The following is a 20,110-nucleotide window of genomic DNA, read 5'->3' as shown; positions in this document are numbered from 1 at the left end:
GACGAAATGAACGCGCTGCTGCGCCAGATGGAGGCGACCGAGCGCGCCGACCAATGCAACCACGGGCGTCCGACGTGGTATCAGTTGACGCTATCCGATCTCGATCGGTTGTTCATGCGCGGGCAATGACAGTGCGCCTGGTTACGCTTCTTCGGCGCGCGCCGTCTTGCCTATGACTTCACGCACTCCCGCACCAATCCCTTGCCTGCTAGGCCCCACTGCATCTGGCAAAACCGCTGCCGCGCTGGCGCTAGCCGCACGGCGGCCAGTTGAAATCGTCAGCGTCGATTCGGCGTTGGTCTATCGAGAGATGGACATCGGCACCGCCAAGCCGACGCCGGAAGAGCGCGCAGTGGCGCCGCATCACCTGATCGATATCGTCGATCCGGCGGACGCGTATTCGGCGGCGGAATTTCGCAGCGACGCGTTGCGCCTGATCGGCGAGATCAGCGCACGCGGGCGGCTGCCGTTATTGGTCGGCGGAACGATGCTGTATTACAGGGCGCTCACTCAGGGGTTGAACGACCTGCCCGCCGCCGATGCCGACGTGCGTGCAACACTCGATACCGACGCCGCACGCGACGGCTGGCCGGCCATGCATGCGCGGCTTGCCGCTATCGATCCCATTACAGCGGCTCGCCTCGCGCCGAACGATTCGCAGCGGATTCAGCGGGCGCTCGAGGTTTTCATGCTGACCGGGCAAGCGATGTCCGCTTTGCTGGCCGCGCCCGCTCGAACGGATGACGCCGCTCTGGCATGGCACTTCGTGCCTATTGCGTTGGAGCCTTCCGACCGGAGCGTGCTGCACGCGCGCATCGAAAAGCGCTTCGATGCCATGCTGGCCGACGGCTTTGTCGACGAAGTGATGAAATTGCGCGAGCGCGGGGATTTGTCACCCGAGATGCCGTCCATGCGCTGCGTGGGATATCGGCAGGTCTGGGAATATCTCGACGGGGCGGTCGATTATTCGACCATGCGGGATAAGGGGGTCTTTGCTACCCGGCAATTGTGCAAGCGGCAACTCACATGGCTGCGCAGCATGACAGAGCGGGTGGTGGTTGATTGCTGCGATCCCAATGCGACTGCGCAGATCGTCAGCTTGATTGAAGCGTTGATTTGAGGTTTTTGCCCACGCGGCGTTTTCGTTCTGTACGCCGCGCAGGCAAACCAGCCTTGGGTCAGGCTGGTTAAGGTTAAGCGTCTGGTTAGACGACTACCGTTTGAGCTTCGCCGGCCGCGCTTTCGCGAATCACGCCGATCTTCCAGACTTGCTCGCCGGCAGCCGACAACAGGCCGATCGCCGTGTCAGCATCAACAGCAGACACAACCACCGCCATCCCGATCCCGCAGTTGAACACGCGGTGCATTTCCGCATCCGCCACGCCGCCGTGCTTCTGCAGCCATGAGAACAGCGGCGGCAACGGCCAGCCACGGTGATCCAGCTCGGCCGTCAGACCTTCACGCAGAACGCGCGGAATATTCTCGACCAGCCCGCCGCCAGTGATGTGCGCCATACCCTTCACAGCGATCTGCTGCATCAAGGCCAGCAAAGGCTTCACATAAATATGCGTAGGCGCCATCAAAGCGTCGGCCAGCGAGCGGCCATCAAAATCCGCGTTCAGATCAGGCTGCGCACGCTCGATGATCTTGCGCGCCAGCGAAAAACCGTTCGAATGGATACCGCTGGAAGCCAAACCCAGCACCACATCGCCCGGGGCGATCGTGCTGCCATCGATAATCTTGCTCTTTTCCACCGCGCCGACCGCAAAACCGGCCAGATCGTATTCGCCGTCCGGATACATGCCCGGCATTTCAGCCGTCTCGCCACCGATCAGCGCGCAGCCGGACAATTCGCAGCCATGCGCGATACCCTTCACGACCGTTGCCGCCGTGGCGACGTCCAGCTTGCCGCAAGCGAAATAATCGAGGAAGAACAACGGCTCGGCGCCTTGCACCAGAATGTCGTTCACGCTCATCGCCACCAGATCCTGGCCGACGGTGTCATGTTTGTTCAGTTGGAACGCGAGGCGCAGCTTGGTGCCGACACCGTCGGTGCCCGAAACCAGCACCGGTTCCTTGTATTTCTTCGGCACTTCAAACAGCGCGCCAAACCCGCCAATGCCACCCAGTACGCCGTCGCGCATCGTCTTTTTGGCAAAGGGCTTGATCGCGTCGACAAGGGCGTCACCCGCGTCGATGTCCACGCCAGCGTCGCGATACGACAACCCTTGGGCCGAATCAGTTGAATTCGGGGCGGATTTCGGTTGATTCATGGGGAAGAGCTCGAAGGTCGGTAAAATGCGATTTTACCCGATGCCGACCAGAGTTGGCGCTTCAGCGCTTACTCTGGTCCCATACAGAGTTGCCGGCCGTCTGGCTGGAATTTGAATCATCCTGAATCTTCCGGTCGGGACGACACCTGGAAACAACTTTGCAACAGAACTCCTCGATCCTGACGCCTGTGCAACGCCGCGCCTTTATCTGGCTGGCGATCGCGCTGGGCGTCGGCATTCTGCTCTGGCTATTGAGTCCGGTCCTCACGCCGTTCCTGCTCGGCGCCATTCTCGCGTACATTCTGCAACCGGGTGTCGCGTGGATGGTGCGCCGCCGAGTGCCGCGCGGACTCGCCGCCTTGCTGATGATGCTGCTGTTCTCGTTGCTGATGACGCTGCTCGTGCTGCTGGTGCTGGTCGTCATCCAGAAAGAAGGTCCGCAGTTGAAGCAGCAGGTGCCCGTGCTGTTTGCGCACGTGAGCGCGTGGCTGCAACCCAAGCTCGCCATGCTGGGCCTCGCCGACTCGCTCGATTTCGCCAGTATCCGCGATCTCGTGATGGGGCAGCTCGAAGGCAGCGCGCAGACCGTCGCGCTTTATGTGTGGACATCCGTCCGCACCAGCGGCAACGTGATGATCACGGTGGTCGGCAATCTCGTGATGGTGCCGCTCGTGCTGTTTTATCTGCTGTACGACTGGAACCGTATGCTCGCCCGCATGCAGATCGTGGTGCCGCGCCGCTGGCTCGACAAGACGCTGCAACTCGCACGCGACATGGACCAGATGCTGTCGCAGTACCTGCGCGGCCAGTTGCTCGTGATGGGGGTGCTCGCGGTCTATTATGCGATTGCGCTGACCATCGCACGCTTCGAGATCGCGCTGCCGGTGGGTATTTTCACGGGCCTCGCGGTGTTCATCCCGTACATCGGTTTTGCAACCGGTCTCGCGCTGGCGCTGCTCGCGGCACTGCTGCAATTCGGCGACTGGTACGGCTTCGGCGCGGTCGCATTGATTTACGGCGTTGGCCAGATCGTGGAAAGTTTTTATCTCACGCCGCGCCTCGTCGGCGAACGGATCGGCCTGCACCCGCTCGCGGTAATCTTCGCGTTGCTCGCGTTCGGTCAACTGTTCGGCTTTTTCGGCGTGTTGCTGGCGCTGCCGGTCAGCGCCATTCTGTCGGTGGCCATGCGCGAGTTGCGTCAAAGCTATCTGGAAAGCACGCTTTACAACAACTGAGTCACTGACTGCTCATTGACTGTCCATTCACGTTTTAGGGTCCGAAGTCTGGGCCATTTGCGGCCTAAGCCTCATTTTCGGCATTAACCTACTGTGCTTCGTCAACTGACGCTCGATCTCGGCACCCCGCCGCCATCGACATTCGACAATTTCTTCGCTGGCGCCAACGCCGAGCTGGTCACGCGGCTGCGCGAGCTCGACAACGCGCTCGCGGCCGGGCCAGTGGCCGATCGCACCTTCTACATCTGGGGCGAAGCCGGCAGCGGCCGCACACACCTGTTGCAGGCGCTGGTGCACGAAGCGCCGCCGGGTCATGCACGCTTTGCCGGTCCACAGAGCAGCCTCGCCGCCTTCACGTTCGACCCGCGCGTCGCGCTGTATGCGATAGACGATTGCGACGGCCTGTCCGCGGCGCAGCAGATTGCCGTGTTCAACCTGTTCAACGAAGTGCGCGCGCACCCCACCAGCGCGCTCGTCGCCGCGGGCAATGCGGCGCCGATCGGCATGACGGTGCGCGAAGATCTGCGCACGCGCCTCGGCTGGGGCCTCGTGTTTCACCTCGCGCCGCTACCGGATGAAGGCAAAGCCGCAGTGCTGAAACACGCAGCGCGCGAGCGCGGCATCATGCTTGCCGACGACGTCCCGGCCTACCTGCTCACGCATTTTCGCCGCGATATGCCGAGCCTGATGGCGTTGCTCGACGCGCTCGATCGCTTCTCGCTCGAACAGAAGCGCGCGGTTACGCTGCCGCTCCTGCGCACCATGCTGGCCTCGCCCGACGCCGATGAACGGCGAACGGCGCCCGCCTCATCTGTGTCGGCCGCCGCGTCATCCGCGTCCCCCGCCGCCGCTTCAAGTAAAATGGGCCCCCATGGCTAATCTCGCACTCTTCGACCTCGATCACACGCTCATTCCCACCGACAGCGACCACGAATGGGGCCGCTTCATGGTGAAACAAGGCATGGTCGACGCCGAAAATTTCGCCCGTGAAAACGACCGCTTTTTCGCCGACTACAAAGCCGGCAAGCTCGACATTCACGCTTATCTGATCGCCATGCTCACGCCGCTCGCCAAATACACGCGCGCGCAGCTCGCCGACCTTCACGCGCAGTACATGCATGAAGTGATCAAGCCGGCGATCTTTCCGGTCGCGCTGGAGCTGGTCAGGGAGCACCGTGAAGCCGGCGATCTCTGCTGCGTGGTCACGGCGACCAACGAATTCATCACCCGCCCGATCGCGCAGGCGTTCGGTGTCGATGCGCTGATCGCCTGCGAAGCGGAAACCGTCGACGGCCAGCCGCATTCGCCGTACACCGGCCGCCCCACCGGCACGCCCAGCTACAAGGAAGGCAAGATCGTCCGTACCGAGGCCTGGCTGGCATCGCTTGGCAAGATCTGGAGCGACTTCGAGCACAGCTATTTCTATAGCGACTCGCACAACGACATCCCGCTGCTCGAAAAGGTCACCGATCCGATCGCGACCAATCCCGACGACACATTGCGCGCCCATGCGCAGGCCAAAGGCTGGCGCATCCTCGAACTCTTTCAACCCTCGTGATCAAAAAACTTATACGCAAGCTATTCGGCCAGGACTCGGCGCCCGCTGACAACACCACGCCCGCCGAAACCGAATCAGACGAAGCCGGCGAGGCATCGGCACGCAACGCGTCCAGCGCCGGCAAAGCGCGCCGCAAAACGGCCCGGCCGGCCGCAAAAGCCGTGCGGGACCCCGACGTGCCCGTCATCATTCCGCACGACGTGCATGGCATCGACCAGTCGCTGATCTCGAGGAACGCGATTCGCGTCACCGAGGGTCTGCAAGAGGCGGGGCATCGCGCGTTTATCGTCGGCGGTGCGGTGCGCGATCTGCTGCTCGGCATCAAGCCGAAAGACTTCGACGTCGCAACCGACGCCACGCCCGAACAGGTGCAGAAGCTGTTCCGCCGCGCGCGTATTATCGGACGCCGGTTTCAGATCGTGCATGTACAGTTCGGTCAGGAAATCATCGAAACCTCGACGTTCCGCGCGCTGGTCGATCCGCCCGCAGCCGACGCCGCGCCGCCGCGCCGTCTCAAGCGCGACGAGCTCGACCGCCGCACGCATGCGGTGGACGCCAGCGGTCGCGTGTTGCGCGACAACGTGTGGGGCGAGCAGCACGAAGACGCCACCCGCCGTGACTTCACGATCAACGCGATGTACTACGATCCGGCTACGCAAACCGTGCTGGACTATCACAACGGCATGGCCGACATGCGCGCGCGCCTGTTGCGCATGATCGGCGACCCGGCCACGCGTTATCGCGAAGACCCGGTGCGCATGCTGCGCGTGGTGCGTTTTGCCGCCAAGCTCGACTTCGAGATCGAAGACACGACCCGTGCACCGATCGCCAACATGGCCGATCTGATCAACAACGTGCCGGCCGCGCGTCTGTTCGACGAGATGCTCAAGCTGATGCTATCGGGTCACGCGCTCGCCTGTTTGAGACGTCTTCGCCAGGAAGGTCTGCATCATGGCCTGCTGCCGCTGCTGGACGTGGTGCTGGAGCAGCCGATCGGCGAGAAATTCATCACGCTCGCGCTGACCAACACGGACAACCGCGTGCGCGCCGGCAAGCCGGTTTCGCCAGGCTTCCTGTTCGCCACGCTGCTGTGGCACGACGTACAGACGCGCTGGCAACAATTTGAAGCGAACGGCGAATATCCGGTTCCGGCCTTGCATCGCGCAATGGACGAAGTCCTCGACATGCAAACCGAGAAGCTCGCGATCCACAAGCGCTTTTCGTCGGATATGCGCGAGATCTGGGGCCTGCAGTTGCGCCTCGAGAAACGCTCGGGAAGAAGCGCGCTAAAGCTGTTGGAACACCAAAGATTTAGAGCGGGGTATGATTTCCTCCTGTTGCGCTGCGAATCGGGCGAACTCGAGGAGTCGGTCGGTGCGTGGTGGACGGAGTTCATCGAAGGAGACGTCGCTGCGCGTGAGACATTGCTCACGCAAGGCGGGAAGGACCGAAGCCCCAGAAAACGACGGAGGCGCAGCAGTGGCGCCAGAACCCGCAAACCGGGCGACGGAATGGAGGGCGGCACGCAAGCCGAACGCACAGCCAGCGACGCGGGCCATGACGGCCCGCACGAAGACTGACACAGCGTTGGCTATTGCCGTCGAACGATAGTTGCAGGAAGTTATGCCATGACGGTTGCTTATCTCGGCCTCGGCGCGAATCTCGGGGACGCGCGCCAGACCCTGAAAGACGCGGTGGTGTGCCTGGCACAACAGCACACCATCAGCGTGCTCGCCAAGTCGAGCCTGTATCGCACCGCCCCGATCGACGCGGGTGGCGACGATTATTTCAACTGCGTCGTGAAGGTCGATACGACGCTCCCCGTGCGGCATCTGCTCGCGCTGTGCCACAAGATCGAGCATCAGTTCGGCCGTGAGCGGCCGTTTCGCAACGCACCGCGCACGCTCGATCTGGACATTCTGCTATTCGGCAATCAATCGATCGACGAAGCCGATCTGATCGTGCCGCATCCGCGATTGATCGAACGCGCCTTTGCACTCGTGCCGCTGGTCGAGATCGACGCAGCGCTGATCATCCCGCAACACGGCCGAGCCGAGGCCCTGCTTGACGGCGTGAGCGATCAGCGCATCGAAAAGGTGAAGGGACCCTGCCAATGTCCAATGCTCAATGCATTGACTGCTGACGTCCCTGTCGGGGACAAGGGCCGTTGCGAATGAATTCGCCACCACTCACCGTCACCGCGCCGCAATTACGGCCGCCCTTCGGCTACCTCGCGATCGAAGGGCCGATCGGCGTCGGCAAAACCTCGCTCGCACGGCGGCTCGCCCAGCGCTGGTCGATGCAGGAACTGTTCGAGCGGCCGCAAGACAATCCCTTTCTCGAACGCTTTTATCGCGACACCGCGCGTTATGCGTTGCCCGCGCAATTGCATTTCGCCTTACAGCGCGCGCAGCAAGCCCAGGAAGTGGTGGCCGCGCATGTGGCGGGCACATCGCTTATCGCCGATTTCATGACGCAGAAGAACGACATCTTCGCGCGTCTGACGCTGCAGGAAGACGAGTGGCAGCTTTATCGCGCCCTCGCCGCACGACTCGACGTGAGCGCGCCGGCGCCGGATTTCGTGGTCTATCTGCAAGCCAGTCCTGAAGTGCTGTTCGCCCGCATCCAGAAGCGCGCCGTGCCAATGGAACTGCAAATCTCCGATGCGTATCTGCACGCGCTCTGCGACGCCTACAACGAGTTTTTCTATCACTACGACCGCACCCCCGTGTTGACGGTCAACGCTGAACATCTGAATCCGCTCGACTCGGACGCAGACCTTGCGCTACTCACCGAACGCATCGAAACCATGCGCGGTCGCAAGGAATTCTTTGTCAAAGGCACGTCGCTTTAAGCGGCGCGCCCTCTCTTTTTTCCAACGGATTTCCCCATGACCTATTTGCAGGAAGCGAGCCGGAACGCCATCACCGTGCCGAAACTGCAGGCAATGCGCGATGCCGGCGAAAAGATCGCCATGCTGACCTGTTACGACGCGAGCTTCGCCGCGCTGCTGGATCGCGCGGGCGTCGACGTGTTGCTGATCGGCGACTCGCTCGGCAATGTGCTGCAAGGCCAGACGACTACGCTGCCGGTGTCGCTCACCGACATCGCGTATCACACGGCGAGCGTCGCACGGGCCCAGCCCTCGGCGCTGGTGGTAGCCGACCTGCCGTTCGGCACGTACGGCACGCCGGAGGACGCCTTCAGGAGCTCGGTGGAACTCATGCGCGCCGGCGCACAGATGGTGAAGCTCGAGGGTGGCGAGTGGCTCGTGGACACGGTGCGCTTTCTGGTCGAACGGTCGATCCCGGTGTGCGCGCACGTCGGTCTGACGCCGCAATCGGTGCATGCGTTCGGCGGCTTCAAGGTACAGGGCAAGACCGACGCCGGCGCGAGTCAGGTACTGCGCGACGCGCTCGCCGTGCAGAATGCGGGCGCTCAACTGATCGTGATCGAAGCGATTCCGACGCTGCTTGGGAGCGAAGTCACAAAGCAATTGCGGATTCCGACGATCGGCATCGGCGCGGGCCTGGATTGCTCGGGTCAGGTGCTGGTGCTGCACGACATGCTGGGGATTTTCCCCGGCAAACGGCCGCGCTTTGTGAAGGATTTCATGCAAGGGCAGCCGAACATTCAGGCCGCCGTGGAAGCGTATGTGCGTGCCGTGAAGGACGGCTCGTTCCCGGGGCCTGAGCACACGTTCTGAACGCGTGATCTGATAGCGGACTACCTCGAGCGGGCGCGGTTGCGCCTCGCAGTCGTGCCTGTTTGGGACCCGTCTGATATCGCCTGCAAACCAGGTCATCTATCTTCGTCTACCCATTAACGCGGCTTAGCCGCGAGCCGAAGAGAGATGACCATGAGCCCCTTTTGCCTGATCGACATAGCGGGAATCCGCGACCACGCCACCGCACAGCATGACGTGCGGAAATCCACGTGGCACGCACGCCTGTCCGGATGGATGGCCCGCTTGCTGCGCGTTCGCCACAGTTAAGCCGCTGCGGCGACACGCAATGCTCAAGGCCGGCTATGCGGCGGCCTTCCGCTTTAGCTTTAGCCTTGGCCTTACCTTAGTCCAGCACGTGCGCTTGTACCGCGCCACGCAGTGCGTTGCACACCAGCAGCGCTTCGGCATTCAGCACATCGACTCGAGTCAGCACGCGTTCAGCCGCGTGAAGGCCGGCATCCTCTAGCAGTACGCCCCTCATAATCCCGGGCAGCACGCCTGACTTTAGCGGCGGTGTCCACCACTGTCCCGCCAGCTTCACAAATACGTTCGACCGGCCGCCTTCGGTCAACTCGCCGCGCTCGTTAAAGAACAGCGTGTCGAAAGCGCCCTTCGCTTCCGCTTCACGCCAGCCGCGATCGTATTCGGCGCGGCGGGTGGTTTTGTGGCGCAGCAGCGGATCGTTGGCGTCCGTCGCGGAGAATGCGTGATCTGGCCCAAGCAGCACGCCGACAGTCGAGCCGGCCAGCGGAGTCAGCACTGCCATGGTTACTACCACCGTACCGTTTTTACTTAATGCGAGGCGCATACGGTGTGGGGTTTGCGCTGGCAACGCCGCACATTTCTCTGCGATTTGCGCGCGAATTCCGTTTTCGTCATCGAGTCTGAAACCCAGCGTCGCGGCACTCGCCGAGAGTCGCGCGAGATGGTGCGGCAGATGCCGCACGCCCTCTTCCCGCGTCGCATGCATCGTTTCGAAGAGTTCGAAACCCGGTTCGGCACCGGTCAGAAAGCTGGCCTTCAATTGGCACTCCGCATATTCGTCCGCGGCAACGCTATCGAGTACGATGCCCGCGCCGACGCCCATTTTGCCTTGCAGTTCACCCGGCTGCGCGGTCGGGCTTAAGGTCAATGTGCGGATCGCGACGGACAGGCAAAAGTCACCGCAGATGTTTTCGCTTGTGGTGGCATCAAGCCAACCGATCGCGCCAGTGTAAAGACCACGCGGCGTACTTTCGAGCTCGTCGATCAATTGCATCGTGCGATGCTTCGGCGCACCGGTGATCGATCCGCATGGAAACAGCGCGCGCATGATTCCGGCGAAAGATGTGCCGGCGCGCAACGTCGAGTGCACCGTCGACGTCATCTGCCAGACCGACGCATACGGCTCGACCGAAAACAGCGCCGGCACATTGACCGAGCCCGTTTGCGCCACGCGCGACAGATCGTTGCGCAGCAGGTCGACGATCATCACGTTTTCGGCGCGATTCTTCGGATCGTTTGCAAGGAACTCGGCGGCATGCCGATCGGCCACGGGATCGGCTGATCGCGGCGCCGTGCCTTTCATCGGCCGGGCGCGCAACATGACGCCATCCTTCTCGATGAACAGCTCCGGTGAGCATGACAGCACCCAGTTGCCGTCCGATAACGCGATCAGCGCACCGTACGGCACCGGCTGACGGGCCCGCAGACGCCGATAAAGCGCGGTCGGCGAGCCGAATACATCGAAACCAAGCCGGTACGTGTAGTTGACCTGATAAGAATCGCCCACACGCAGGGCCGCATGGATTGCGTCGATCGCTTCGTTGAATTGCTTAGGATCGACGCTCGCGCGCACGTTCGCCGTGCCCGCCACCGACGCATCGGCCGCGCCGCCGTCACGTTCCATGAGCCACGCGTCTACGTCGTCGCGCGACAGTTTCTCGCAACGTTCAAACAATAAAAAACGCAGCGTGGCATCGCCACGCTGCGTTTTTTTCAATGCCCCTTGAGCAAGGCCATCGTCGAGAAGATGCCGGCCAAACTCATAGTCGGCGAGCACGACGGCATGCAAACCACGCTGCGTGTCCGCGGCCACGGTCTCGCACACGGCTTCGAGTTGCGCAGCATCCGCGCAAACCCGTTCATGCACAAAACCCGTGTACAGACGACTCGAACGGCGCGCCGCCGTCGCGTCGCAATCGTCGAGCAACGCGAAAACTGCGTCGCGCTCATCTGCCGTCATGCTTGCCGCCAAATCAAACCGCTATTAATCGAAGAAGCTCTTCACCCGATCAAACCAGCTCTTGCTCTGCGGGCTATGCCGCGCGCCGCCTTCCACGAGCGCCTTCTCGAATTGCTGAAGCAACTCGCGCTGCGGCTCGGTGAGCTTGACCGGCGTTTCGACTTGCACATGCACGTACAGATCGCCGGCAATGCTGGAACGCAGCCCCTTGATTCCCTTGCCACGCAGACGGAACGTTTTGCCCGACTGCGTGCCTTCCGGCACCGTGAAGCTCGCGCGGCCCGCGAGGGTCGGCACTTCGATTTCGCCGCCGAGTGCCGCCGTGGTGAACGGAATCGGCATCTGGCAATGCAGGTCATCGCCGTCGCGTTCGAACACCGAGTGTTGCTTGATGTGAATCTCGACGTACAGATCGCCCGACGGACCGCCGTTGATACCCGGCTCACCGTTGCCGGCCGAGCGGATACGCATGCCGTCGTCGATACCTGCCGGGATCTTCACTTCCAGCGTCTTGGTTTCCTTCACCTTGCCCGCGCCGTGGCAATGGCCACACGGGTCGGGGATATAGGTGCCGGTGCCATGGCACTTCGGACAAGTCTGCTGGATGCTGAAGAAACCCTGCGACATCCGCACCTGACCCGAGCCGCTACAGGTCGGGCAGGTTTCCGGCTTGGTGCCGGGCTTGGCGCCCGAACCATGACAGATTTCGCACGACACCCAACTCGGCACGCGAATCTGCGTGTCGTAGCCGTGCGCAGCCTGTTCCAGCGTGATTTCCATGCTGTAGCGCAGATCAGCGCCGCGATACACCTGAGGGCCGGCACGGCCTCCACCGCCGCGTGCGGCACCGCCGGCCGCCTGGCCGAAGATGTCGCCGAAAATATCGCCGAACGCATCGGCAAAACCGCCGAAGCCTTGCGCACCGGCTCCGCCCATGTTCGGATCGACGCCCGCGTGGCCGTACTGATCGTACGCAGCACGCTTTTGCGAGTCCGACAGCATTTCATAGGCTTCCTTCACCTCTTTGAAATGCTCTTCCGCATCCTTGTTGCCCGGATTACGGTCGGGGTGGTGCTTCATCGCAAGCTTGCGATAAGCCTTCTTGATTTCGTCGTCGCTCGCGTTCTTTGCGACGCCCAGAACCTCGTAGTAATCCCGTTTCGCCATATCGGTTCAACGCCACTCGCGCAATGGGGCGCGGTGGCTCCTCTTGAATGCTGGAGTCTTGCGACTCGTCCGGCCGCTGTTCACACCGTTTTGACGCGGTTCAAACAACGCCCTCCATAAAACAAATGTGCCCGGAGAGCCCAAAAAGGCTCACCAGGCGCGATAACCGCTTTGCAGGTTCATGCACCCGGACGGGAGCAAACCGTTTTGCAGCCAGGCCGCACACATCGCTGTGCGCGGCTTTACGGTCAGATTGCGACCCGGCTTTAGTCTTTCTTCACTTCCTTGAAATCAGCGTCGACCACGTCGTCCTGCTGCTGGCTCGCGCCACCCGCCGATGCACCCGCACCTGCCGCGCCCGCTGCTGCAGCTTCGGCACCTTGCGCAGCCTGCATGTCGGCGTACATCTTCTCGCCCATCTTCTGCGAGGCCGTGGCCACCACTTCGATCTTGGCTTCGATCGCTGCCTTGTCGCTCGAACCACTCTTCAGCGTTTCTTCGAGGTCCTTCAGCGCGGTTTCGATCGCTTCCTTCTCGCTGGCGTCCAGCTTGTCGCCGTATTCGGTGAGCGCCTTCTTCGTGCTGTGGACCAGCGCATCGCCCTGGTTGCGGGCATCGGCCAACTCACGCAGCTTGTGATCTTCTTCCGCGTTCGCTTCGGCGTCCTTCACCATCTTTTCGATTTCGGCTTCGGACAGACCCGAGTTCGCCTTGATCGTGATGCGGTTTTCCTTGCCGGTCGCCTTGTCTTTCGCACCGACGTGCAGAATACCGTTCGCGTCGATGTCGAAGCTCACTTCGATCTGCGGCGTGCCGCGCGGTGCGGGCGGAATGCCTTCGAGGTTGAACTCGCCCAGCAGCTTGTTGCCCGCTGCCATTTCGCGCTCGCCCTGGAACACCTTGATCGTCACGGCGCCCTGATTGTCGTCAGCCGTCGAGTAGACCTGTGCGTGCTTGGTCGGGATCGTGGTGTTCTTGTTGATCATCTTCGTCATCACGCCGCCGAGCGTTTCGATGCCGAGTGACAGCGGGGTCACGTCGAGCAGCAGAACGTCCGTGCGGTCACCCGACAGAACCTGGCCTTGAATCGCGGCGCCAACGGCCACGGCTTCGTCCGGGTTCACGTCGCGGCGCGGTTCCTTGCCGAAGAATTCCTTAACCTTGTCCTGCACCTTCGGCATGCGGGTCATACCGCCGACCAGAATCACGTCGTCGATTTCGCCGACCTTCACGCCTGCGTCCTTGATCGCCGTGCGGCACGGTTCGATGGTGCGTTCGATCAGCTCTTCAACCAGCGCTTCCAGCTTGGCGCGCGTGATTTTCAGGTTCAAGTGCTTCGGACCCGATGCGTCCGCCGTGATGTACGGCAGGTTGATTTCGGTTTGCTGGCTCGACGACAGTTCGATCTTCGCCTTTTCAGCCGATTCCTTCAGGCGTTGCAGCGCGAGCACGTCTTTCGACAGGTCGACGCCTTGTTCCTTCTTGAACTCGCCAATGATGTAATCGATGATGCGTTGGTCGAAGTCTTCACCACCGAGGAACGTATCGCCGTTCGTGGACAGCACTTCGAACTGCATTTCACCGTCAACATCAGCGATTTCGATGATCGAAACGTCGAACGTACCGCCGCCCAGGTCATACACCGCGATCTTGCGGTCGCCCTTTTCGGCCTTGTCCAGACCGAACGCCAAAGCGGCTGCGGTCGGTTCGTTGATGATCCGCTTCACTTCCAGACCGGCAATGCGGCCTGCGTCTTTGGTAGCCTGGCGCTGGCTGTCGTTGAAGTACGCGGGAACCGTAATCACAGCTTCGGTGACCGGCTCGCCGAGGTAATCTTCAGCGGTCTTCTTCATCTTGCGCAGCGTTTCCGCGGAGATTTGCGGCGGCGCAAGTTTCTGATCGCGCACTTCGATCCATGCGTCGCCGTTATCGGCCTTCATGATCTTGTACGGCATCAGAGCGATGTCTTTCTGCACTTCTTTTTCTTCGAAGCGGCGGCCGATCAGGCGCTTGACGGCGTACAGCGTGTTACGCGGGTTCGTGACCGACTGACGCTTAGCCGGCGCGCCGACGAGAATCTCGCCGTCTTCCATGTAAGCGATGATCGACGGCGTGGTGCGCGCGCCTTCCGAGTTCTCGATCACTTTGACCGAATTACCTTCCATGATCGCCACGCACGAGTTGGTCGTGCCGAGGTCGATACCGATGATTTTGCCCATTTTTACTAATCTCCTGACTTTGATCGCTGCGGGAATCGCCGTTTTTTGCCCATCTGGCAGGACGACGATCCGCTCTCAATTCATACCTGCACTCAACATAAGTGCGTCCGCATCGTTTTCAAGACCTCTTTTACGATGCGGTCTTTAATTTTTTTCAATCGACCGAACTTTTGCCGCTTTTTTCACCATTTGTCGCGCTGCCGGCCACATTGGCCGCCCGGATCTTTTCCCGCGCGGCGGCAACCGCCGCCTCGAACTGCCCAAGACCGTGCCAGCCAGTTGCCCGGCCGAGCCGTTTACCTCGGCAAAAGAAGAACCAGGTGGGCACGCCGTGAAGCATGAAACGCCTGCCCAGTTCGCGATGCTCGTAGACGTTGCTGTGAAACCATCTGAGACCGAGCGCACGAATCGCGTCCGGCTGAGCCAGCATCGCCTTCTTGGCGATCTCGCAATTGAAGCAGTCGAGACCCCAGAAAAACACCACGGCCAGTTCATCACCGGCTCCGGCGAGCCCCGCATCGAATGACTCGGCGTTGAGCTCCTGCATGCCAAAGACGGTGAACGCGGTGGCGTCGACGGGAATGTTGGCCATGACGGTACCTGTCAGGCGGAACGGCTGATCAGCGGCTTGTGATGACTACTTCGGCGCCGCGACGGTCACGAGAGCCGGACGCAGTACGCGGTCGGCGATCACGAAGCCTTTTTGCAGCACAGCAACGACAGTGTTCGGTTCCTGATCGGCCGGCACCATGGAAATAGCCTGGTGACGGTGCGGGTCGAACTTCTCGCCGACCGGGTTCAGCGCGACGACGCGGCCCTTCTCCAATGCGCCGGAAAGCTGACGCAGCGTGAGTTCGACGCCTTCGCGCACTTTTTGCAGGTCGTCGGACGAGTGGGCAACCGCCGCTTCAAGGCTGTCGACCACCGGCAGCAAATGCTCAGCGAAGCTTTCGATCGCGAACTTGTGGGCCTTGGTGACATCTTCCTGGGCGCGGCGGCGCACGTTCTCAGTCTCAGCCTTTGCCCGCAGGAAGCTTTCCTGCAGCTCGACGATCTTCGCCTCTGCTTCGGCCAATGCAGCTTCCGCGCCGGTTGCCGGCGCTTCAGGAGCAGCGTTCGCAGCCGCGTCCTGCTGGGATGCTGCGGCCTCGGCGGCCTCGCGCGCGGTTTCGTCGGCGGGCGTGGGATTCTGGCTCGTCGGGTTCTCTTGCGTGTTTTCCATGTCGCTGAAAGTCGTTAAAAAGTTAAAGCTAACGGTGACGGCAACGCGTCAAAAACTGTCGCAATTGGTGCGTTGCAAAATAGCGACAGACAACTTGATGCGTTAACGCATATCGAAACGGCAGATGGGGTCGGAAAGACCCAATTCAAGCGCCTCTCCCGGAACTTTTCGCACCACAGGCGTGCGGCAGAAATGCCCGGTTACAACCATTATTGCGTCGCAATCAGATTGAGATTGAGTGCGCTCGGCAAGTGGCCTATGCTCCATTAAAGCATCGGAAAAGACACGTTAACCCTAACCTGACGTAAGCCTTACCGATATTTTGCAATTCCACCTGATTAGCCTGTTTCCATCCTGAATCTTCCCAAGGGGAGTACCGTGAAACTGACCTTTGCAATATCGGTGGTCGCATTGGTACTGATCGCGGGCACCACGACCATCTGCATGTCCGGGGCCGTCAACGATCACACCACCGAGTACGGCGGTGTGCACGCGACGATGGAACAACTGTTCAATCCCCACCTGAAAGTTTGTCGATAGTGCGCCGGTCGCGCTTGGTCGGCCTGCCGTGTAAAGCGGCGGCCGGTTCCCGGTACGTCTTGCGCCGCTCCTGCTCGACCTGCCGCTTCACCTTGCTCTCTTCGGTTTCCGCATAAAGCGTCTGCGCGACGCTGGCTGGGCCACGCACTTCACAAACGCCCAGCACTTCCACCTGCCACACAATCCGCTCAATCTCGATCTCGACCAGGTCGCCGACCCGCACATCTTTGGCCGGCTTGACGCTCGCGCCGCCGATGCGCACATGCCCTTTATCGACGGCATCCGCCGCCAGCGAGCGGGTCTTGAAGAAGCGCGCCGCCCACAGCCATTTGTCGATGCGCAGCTTCGCGCCCGGTTCAGTTGAAATCCTGTAATTCATGAGCCTGCTTAAGCCCCGGTCGTGTGCGGCACCGGCACCGCTTGCACGGGCCAGCCCTGCAGATTCTGCGCGACGATTTCGCCTAGCGCGGCAATCCACGCGTGTGAAGCGTTCACGCAGGGAATCCGATGAAACTCCTTGCCGCCCGCCCGCAGGAAATCGTCGCGCACTTCCATCCCGATTTCTTCAATCGTTTCAAGGCAATCGGCGGTAAAGCCAGGACAAAACACGTCCGCACGCCGCACGCCCGCCGAGCCCAATTCCTTCAGCGTAGGTGCCGTGTACGGCTGCAGCCATTCGGCCTTGCCGAACCGCGACTGAAACGTGATGCGGCATTCCACCTGCGTCAATCCCAGCGCCTGCATCAACAAAGCGCCGGTCTGCTGGCATTGCTCGTGATACGGATCACCAAGATCCATCGTGCGCTTGGGTACGCCGTGAAAACTCAGCACCAGCTTGTCACCGGTCGCGAAGTCCGGTCTGCCGTGCTGATGCCAGTACTGATGCACCTGCGCGGCGAGCGCGGCGATATACGCAGGATGATCGGCATACTGGCGCACCGTGCGGATTTCCGGCTGATTGCGCATGCGCTTGAGGGCTGAAAAAACATCGTCGAAAGCCGTGGCCGTGGTCGACGACGAGTATTGCGGATACATAGGCACCAGCAGCACGCGCTCGGCGCCCGCCAGCTTCAACTGGTTCAGCATCGCCGGAATGCCGGGCGTGCCGTAGCGCATGGCGTAGTCGACCAGCACTGTGTAGTCGTTCAATTGCAGCAGATGGCGCAGACCTTCTACCTGCTTCTCCGTGAAGACACGCAGCGGCGAACCCTCCGGCATCCACACGGCCGCGTACTTCTTCGCTGACGAACGGCTCCGGGACGGCAAAATCAACAAGCGCAGAATCACCTGCCAGAGCAGCGCCGGAATTTCGACCACGCGAGGATCGGACAGGAACTGCGCAAGATAGCGACGGACCGCACGCGGCGTCGGCGCGTCAGGCGTGCCGAGATTGATCAGCAACACGGCGACACGATGTGACGTGGCGTTCTGTGATGGCCGCTCGAGGTCGAAGCGCATAGGCAGCAGGGATAACCGCTTTAGGCGGATAGTCGGTTCAGGTGGGATTCATTATAGCGGCGCGGTCCATTGCAAGGTCCGCCAGGGACCCCTGGCCATTCGGCCAATTGGCAAGCCGCCCGCCGTCGCGCATCATTTGCAGCACGCGGTGTCACAGCCCGCAGATACCGCGGGATATTGCTGGTTACTGTTGACTAAGCGTCAGGGAAAGCAGCCGCGCGGTGATATCCACGATCGGAATCACACGGTTGTAGGCCATGCGGGTCGGCCCAATCACGCCGAGCGTGCCGACGATCTTGCCGTTCACCTCATAAGGCGCGGTTACCACGCTCATTTCCTCGATCGGCACGAGATTCGACTCGCCGCCGATGAAAATCTGCACGCCCGCGGCGTGACTCGACACGTCGAGCAACTGAAGGAGACTGGTCTTTTGGTCGAATACATCGAACAGCTTGCGCAAGCGCGCCATATCAGACGAAAGGTCGGCGACTTCGAGCAGATTGCGCTCGCCGGAAATCAGCACGGTCTCACCGGTGTCGGATTCATCCGTGCTGGCCGTGACCGCGGCGTGCATCAGCGTGGTCATGTCGCCGCGCAGCTCGTCGATTTCTTCCCGCAGGCGGCGGCGCACGTCGTCGAAGGAAAGGCCCGCGAAGTGCGCGTTGATGTAATTGGAGGCTTCCACCAGCTGCGACGGCGAAAAGTCGCGCTGGGTCGCCATGATGCGGTTCTGTACGTCGCCCTCGGGCGTCACGATGATCAGCAGGATGCGCTTGTCCGACAGACGCATGAACTCGATCTGCTTGAACACGTGGCTGCGGCGCGGCGTGAGCACCACACCTGCGAACTGCGACAGATTGGACAGCACGCTAGCCGCCGCGGCGACGACTTTCTGCGGTTCGCCCGCCTGCAGCGTGGTCTTGACGATGCGCATCACCGCTTCTTCGTCCGCGGCGGATTCCACCGTCAGCATGGTATCGACGAACAGGCGGTAGCCGCGCGGCGTCGGAATCCGGCCCGCTGAAGTATGCGGGCTGATCACCAACCCCAGGTCCTCGAGATCGGACATCACGTTGCGGATCGTTGCCGGACTCAGTTCGAGGCCGGAATAGCGCGACAACGTGCGCGAGCCGACCGGCTGACCTTCGGCGATATATCGCTCGATCAGCGTTTTGAGGAGGGTTTGTGCGCGAGGATCTAGCATGACGGAAAATTTTAGCTCAATGATGCGACTACAGCGAGCGCTAACGTCGCCGACCCCTGACTATCGTGCAATCGGTTGGCGGAGCGGCGCCTGGTATTCTGTGCGGCGCCTTGACCGGCGCTGTGTCCAGCATTTTTTCCAGCATTCTTGCCTGCGCCTCGTCCAGACCCAGGCCCGGCGCCTCGCCAGCCGCCCGTTCCACGAGTCCGCTGGACGCACGCCGCCGGACTATAACCGGCGCGGGTGTCATCAAAGCTTCACCATTCTAACGATAATCGCCCAATGCGCTGACAGCCCGTCTGCGCGGGCCCGCCACCGGGTCTGTCTGCGGTTCTTTTCAGGCCCTACCTATGGTGTAATGCCGGCATGCAAGTGACTAGCCAGTTCAAGACCGTCGCGCTCGTCGGGCGCAACAATACGCCGGGCATCGGGGAGCCGCTGACCGCGCTCGCCTCGTGCATCGCGAAGCGCGGCTTCGAGGTCGTGTTCGAAGCCGACACCGCCGCCGAAATCGGCGTCACCGACTATCCGGCGCTGCGTCCCGCCGAGATCGGCGCGCGTGCCGACGTTGCCGTGGTGCTAGGCGGCGACGGCACGATGCTAGGCATCGGCCGCCAGCTTGCGCCCTACCGCACGCCACTGATCGGCATCAACCACGGGCGGCTCGGCTTCATTACCGACATCCCGATCTCCGACATGCGCGAGATCGTGCCGCAAATGCTTGCGGGCAACTTCGAGCGCGAAGAGCGCATGTTGCTCGAAGCGCGCATCATGCGCGGCGGCACCCCGATCTATCACGCGCTTGCCTTCAATGACGTGGTGGTCAACCGTAGCGGTTTCTCGGGGATGGCGGAACTGCATGTTTCGGTGGACGGGCGCTTCATGTACAACCAGCGCTCGGACGGCCTGATCGTCGCCACGCCTACGGGTTCGACCGCTTACGCGTTGTCCTCGCAGGGGCCGATCCTGCATCCGCAATTGCAAGGCATCGTGCTGGTGCCGATCGCGCCGCATGCGCTGTCGAATCGGCCAATCGTGCTGCCGGACGACTCGAAGGTGAGCATCCAGATCGTCTCGGGCCGTGAAGTGAACGTCAATTTCGACATGCAGTCGTTCACCTCGCTGGAGTTGAGTGACACGATCGAAGTGCACCGCTCGCGTCATACTGTGCCGATGCTGCATCCCGTCGGCTACAGCCACTACGCCACGCTGCGCAAGAAGCTGCACTGGAACGAATACCCGTCGCACGAAGAAGATCCCAAGCCCTGAGCGGCCGGAACGCC

At 61.6% G+C, this 20,110-nt stretch carries 19 protein-coding genes; 10 read left to right on the top strand and 9 right to left on the bottom strand.

Translation table 11 applies throughout. The features are described from left to right. Positions 1–172 precede the first annotated feature (172 nt). The gene (gene miaA / locus VFE81_RS23795; RefSeq protein WP_325046932.1) at positions 173–1,120 is read left to right on the top strand and encodes a tRNA (adenosine(37)-N6)-dimethylallyltransferase MiaA; all 948 of its coding nucleotides are present in this window, start codon (positions 173–175) and stop codon (positions 1,118–1,120) included. Positions 1,121–1,205: 85 nt separating this feature from the next. On the opposite strand, the gene purM is transcribed toward miaA, so the two are convergent. After that, the gene (gene purM / locus VFE81_RS23790) at positions 1,206–2,273 is read right to left on the bottom strand and encodes a phosphoribosylformylglycinamidine cyclo-ligase (RefSeq protein WP_325046931.1); all 1,068 of its coding nucleotides are present in this window, start codon (positions 2,271–2,273) and stop codon (positions 1,206–1,208) included. A 158-nt stretch (positions 2,274–2,431) separates the two neighbouring features. Here purM and VFE81_RS23785 point away from each other — a divergent pair, with 158 nt between their 5' ends. The 7 genes from VFE81_RS23785 (at position 2,432) to panB (ending at position 8,772) form a co-directional block, all read left to right on the top strand. Further along, the gene (locus VFE81_RS23785; protein ID WP_325046930.1) at positions 2,432–3,508 is read left to right on the top strand and encodes an AI-2E family transporter; all 1,077 of its coding nucleotides are present in this window, start codon (positions 2,432–2,434) and stop codon (positions 3,506–3,508) included. Between the two features lie 93 nt (positions 3,509–3,601). After that, the gene (gene hda, locus VFE81_RS23780) at positions 3,602–4,387 is read left to right on the top strand and encodes a DnaA regulatory inactivator Hda (protein WP_325046929.1); all 786 of its coding nucleotides are present in this window, start codon (positions 3,602–3,604) and stop codon (positions 4,385–4,387) included. Further along, complete coding sequence (locus tag VFE81_RS23775; RefSeq protein ID WP_325046928.1) at positions 4,380–5,066, top strand: HAD family hydrolase; 687 nt, start codon at positions 4,380–4,382, stop codon at positions 5,064–5,066. Before hda ends, VFE81_RS23775 begins: the two co-directional genes overlap by 8 nt. Then, positions 5,063–6,646: a polynucleotide adenylyltransferase PcnB gene (gene pcnB / locus VFE81_RS23770; RefSeq protein ID WP_325046927.1), complete on the top strand. Its 1,584-nt coding sequence runs from the start codon at positions 5,063–5,065 to the stop codon at positions 6,644–6,646. The genes VFE81_RS23775 and pcnB overlap by 4 nt, the downstream gene beginning before the upstream one ends. 48 nt (positions 6,647–6,694) lie before the next feature. Beyond that, positions 6,695–7,243 carry a 2-amino-4-hydroxy-6-hydroxymethyldihydropteridine diphosphokinase gene (gene folK / locus VFE81_RS23765; protein ID WP_325046926.1) on the top strand — a complete coding sequence of 183 codons (549 nt, stop codon included), beginning with the start codon at positions 6,695–6,697 and terminating at the stop codon, positions 7,241–7,243. Then, entirely contained in the window at positions 7,240–7,920 is a 681-nt protein-coding gene (locus VFE81_RS23760) for a deoxynucleoside kinase (protein WP_325046925.1), read from the top strand. Before folK ends, VFE81_RS23760 begins: the two co-directional genes overlap by 4 nt. Positions 7,921–7,956: 36 nt before the next feature. Continuing rightward, complete coding sequence (panB, locus tag VFE81_RS23755) at positions 7,957–8,772, top strand: 3-methyl-2-oxobutanoate hydroxymethyltransferase (protein WP_325046924.1); 816 nt, start codon at positions 7,957–7,959, stop codon at positions 8,770–8,772. A gap of 364 nt (positions 8,773–9,136) precedes the next feature. Here the strand turns inward: panB and pabB are convergent, their stop codons facing one another. The 5 genes from pabB to grpE all read right to left on the bottom strand — a co-directional run bounded on the left by pabB (position 9,137) and on the right by grpE (position 15,625). Then, positions 9,137–11,017 (bottom strand): aminodeoxychorismate synthase component I, encoded by a 1,881-nt coding sequence (gene pabB / locus VFE81_RS23750; protein ID WP_325046923.1) that lies wholly within the window; start codon positions 11,015–11,017, stop codon positions 9,137–9,139. Positions 11,018–11,041: 24 nt separating this feature from the next. After that, entirely contained in the window at positions 11,042–12,184 is a 1,143-nt protein-coding gene (gene dnaJ / locus VFE81_RS23745) for a molecular chaperone DnaJ (RefSeq protein WP_325046922.1), read from the bottom strand. 266 nt (positions 12,185–12,450) lie between these two features. Then, on the bottom strand, positions 12,451–14,403 hold the full coding sequence (gene dnaK, locus VFE81_RS23740; RefSeq protein ID WP_325046921.1) for a molecular chaperone DnaK: 1,953 nt from the start codon (positions 14,401–14,403) through the stop codon (positions 12,451–12,453). Between the two features lie 154 nt (positions 14,404–14,557). After that, positions 14,558–14,995 carry a thioredoxin family protein gene (locus tag VFE81_RS23735; RefSeq protein WP_325046920.1) on the bottom strand — a complete coding sequence of 146 codons (438 nt, stop codon included), beginning with the start codon at positions 14,993–14,995 and terminating at the stop codon, positions 14,558–14,560. A gap of 45 nt (positions 14,996–15,040) precedes the next feature. Continuing rightward, positions 15,041–15,625: a nucleotide exchange factor GrpE gene (grpE, locus tag VFE81_RS23730; RefSeq protein ID WP_325046919.1), complete on the bottom strand. Its 585-nt coding sequence runs from the start codon at positions 15,623–15,625 to the stop codon at positions 15,041–15,043. 378 nt (positions 15,626–16,003) lie between these two features. Here grpE and VFE81_RS23725 point away from each other — a divergent pair, with 378 nt between their 5' ends. After that, positions 16,004–16,165: a hypothetical protein gene (locus tag VFE81_RS23725; protein ID WP_012431795.1), complete on the top strand. Its 162-nt coding sequence runs from the start codon at positions 16,004–16,006 to the stop codon at positions 16,163–16,165. Here VFE81_RS23725 and VFE81_RS23720 read toward each other — a convergent pair. The 3 genes from VFE81_RS23720 to hrcA form a co-directional block, all read right to left on the bottom strand. Then, positions 16,137–16,544 carry an RNA-binding S4 domain-containing protein gene (locus VFE81_RS23720; RefSeq protein WP_325046918.1) on the bottom strand — a complete coding sequence of 136 codons (408 nt, stop codon included), beginning with the start codon at positions 16,542–16,544 and terminating at the stop codon, positions 16,137–16,139. The genes VFE81_RS23725 and VFE81_RS23720 overlap by 29 nt on opposite strands. An 8-nt stretch (positions 16,545–16,552) precedes the next feature. Further along, positions 16,553–17,623, bottom strand: coding sequence for a ferrochelatase (hemH, locus tag VFE81_RS23715; RefSeq protein ID WP_325046917.1), 1,071 nt, complete (start codon positions 17,621–17,623; stop codon positions 16,553–16,555). 184 nt (positions 17,624–17,807) lie between these two features. Continuing rightward, positions 17,808–18,827, bottom strand: a complete 1,020-nt coding sequence (gene hrcA / locus VFE81_RS23710) for a heat-inducible transcriptional repressor HrcA (protein WP_054040981.1) — start codon at positions 18,825–18,827, stop codon at positions 17,808–17,810. 366 nt (positions 18,828–19,193) lie between these two features. Between hrcA and VFE81_RS23705 the strand changes: the two genes are divergently transcribed. After that, on the top strand, positions 19,194–20,096 hold the full coding sequence (locus VFE81_RS23705; RefSeq protein WP_325046916.1) for an NAD kinase: 903 nt from the start codon (positions 19,194–19,196) through the stop codon (positions 20,094–20,096). Positions 20,097–20,110: the final 14 nt, after the last annotated feature.

It is taken from the genome of Paraburkholderia sp. (assembly GCF_035656215.1).
Lineage (GTDB): Bacteria > Pseudomonadota > Gammaproteobacteria > Burkholderiales > Burkholderiaceae > Paraburkholderia.
The sequence above is the reverse complement of the archived record's forward strand: the minus strand, read 5'-3'. Positions and strand labels throughout refer to the sequence as shown.